The organism is Nocardia sp. CA-084685 (assembly GCF_050955785.1).
Taxonomy (GTDB): Bacteria; Actinomycetota; Actinomycetes; order Mycobacteriales; family Mycobacteriaceae; genus Nocardia.
Map to the genome: position 1 here is coordinate 5,595,414 of NZ_CP192094.1, position 2,017 is coordinate 5,597,430.

General features: G+C 60.8%; 1 protein-coding gene and 1 pseudogene. Both read right to left on the minus strand.

Annotation, left to right across the window (positions count from 1 at the left end):
* Positions 1–80 precede the first annotated feature (80 nt).
* The gene (locus ACQP2U_RS25030) at positions 81–1,664 is read right to left on the minus strand and encodes a recombinase family protein (protein ID WP_433709729.1); all 1,584 of its coding nucleotides are present in this window, start codon (positions 1,662–1,664) and stop codon (positions 81–83) included.
* 44 nt (positions 1,665–1,708) lie between these two features.
* Positions 1,709–1,900 (minus strand): annotated as a pseudogene (locus ACQP2U_RS25035) (transcriptional regulator); the annotation flags it as partial.
* Positions 1,901–2,017 lie beyond the last annotated feature (117 nt).

The following is a 2,017-nucleotide window of genomic DNA, read 5'->3' on the forward strand; positions in this document are numbered from 1 at the left end:
ATCCAGGTGCTACTACTACCAGTATCAACGGCATGACCCAATCAGTGATCCACGACAGGACTCTGCATAGTATGAGGTGATCATGCGACAAGTGGTTCGACCTTGATCGTGTCTACACCGGCACCGGCAGCCCAGCCATGACGCTTTCCGGCTGCAGACAGCAATGTCACCTTGACCAACGAGCGGATGATGTCACGCTTCGCCTCCAGCGGTGTCACTGCAGGGTCGTGCCATTTCGCCCGCGCGTCTGGCCCTGCCGCCGTGGCGACATGTGGCATCGGCAAAGCAGCCTGGGCGCGCCGCTCCGCAGCTTCGATCGACGGAAGCTTCTTCGCCTTGTACAACGCAATTTCCCTGGGAGACAGGTCCGCGTCGATGGCATCGTTCAACCACCTCTCGTAGGCGTCCCGCAATTCCCGTGCCTCCGCAAGCGCCCTGACTGCGTCGTCATCTGTGCGCGCCAGTGAACTGAGCAGTCCCGGATCTTCGAGCCGGCGAAGAACCAACTCTTCGACGAAGACATCAACCAACTCAGCCTTGCGCGACACGCAACCGTTCGACTTACATGTGTAATACAGATAGCGTTTGCGGTCGCGGTTGGAGGCACGGCGATACACGCAAGCGGAGCCGCACTTCCAGCATCGAGGGATACCCGACATCAACCACTTGGGCGCGCGTCCCCGGAATGAGCCTCGCTGCGGGTCATTGAGGATGAGCTTCAAACGTTCATGCTCGTCCACTGAAATCAAACCGTCCCAAGCGGCTTTGACCGTCAACCGGTTTCCATTCTCGTCGACATGCACACGCAACCCTGCCGCAGCCTCACTCAGAAGCACGCGCTTCACCATGTCGCTGTCCCACTTGGTCCGCCATGTCTTCGGACACGGACACGTCCGCCGGTCCACCTTGCGCACAACCCGCCGACCTTCTTTGACCGAGCACCAATTGCACGGAAAGGATTTGTCGTGACTAGGGACCAGCACCCCCTCTCGGCTCAGCCAACGGGCGATGCGATACGTCTTTTCTAGCTCTAACGCACGCCTCGCCATTTCACGAAAGACCGGCCCGTTCTCTGTACATTCGACACGCCCAATTGCCTTGCCCCGCCGATAGACAATTTGCAGACCAAACCCTTCGGGCCCATGCGGCCTACCCTCGGCAAAGTTCTGGGCTAGCGCCCGCATCGAATCAATCCGGTTACGTTCAGGAGCGTGTTCGTCCTCAACGGCATCCTGCGCCACACGCTTCCGATCATCCGGATCGTTCATGTCGTAGAGCACGCCACCGTAGTACCAATACACGCCGAATTCGGCACAGAGCTCCCGAAGTTCGGCCATGTCCCCGATCTTTCGATTCGCACGCGAAGAAGACCAATTGACCAAGACACCCCCAGACGCCTCGCCACGCTTCACCCGACGAGCTAACGCCTCCAACTCCTGACGCAACTCATCACGCCCGGGACGAGCCTTCCGCGAATGCCGGGTCGCACCCACTGCCCCCTCGTCAATCACCCGCCACACATCCCACCCAAATCGGGCGCACTCACCCCGCGCCCACGCGATCTGCTCCTTCGGGGAACGCTCATTCTTGTACTTACCGGCCTTGGACACACGAGCCTGAACGACGGCCGCCAAACCGGGAAAATCCTTGGGACTCAGAGGCATAATCCCAGGCTAGGTAAGACATACCCCTTTCGGTACTACACGCAGGTGTACCAGGTGATCCCGATTCCGGCGAGCTGTGCCACCTCTTCACGGCGCAGGCCAGGGGTTCGGCGGCGCGGGCCCGGGGGCAGACCGACATCGGCCGGGGTGATCCGGGCGCGACGCGACTTCAGGAAGGCGCCCAATTCGGCGCGGCGTGCCTTGCGTATCGCGCGAACGTCCACAACATCGGTCATGTCGCGATCATCCCGGATCCTGCTAACGGTATCCAGGTGCTACCAGTAATAGCTTCGGTGGCAACGCATATCGCGTACGACGCCGCGCGCTCGGGCCGCACCAGCCGCTGGCCCCCA

Excerpts from the sequence above, each read along its gene's own strand:
- ACQP2U_RS25030 (WP_433709729.1), bottom strand. The coding sequence starts at position 1,664 with ATGCCTCTGAGTCCCAAGGATTTTCCCGGTTTGGCGGCCGTCGTTCAG.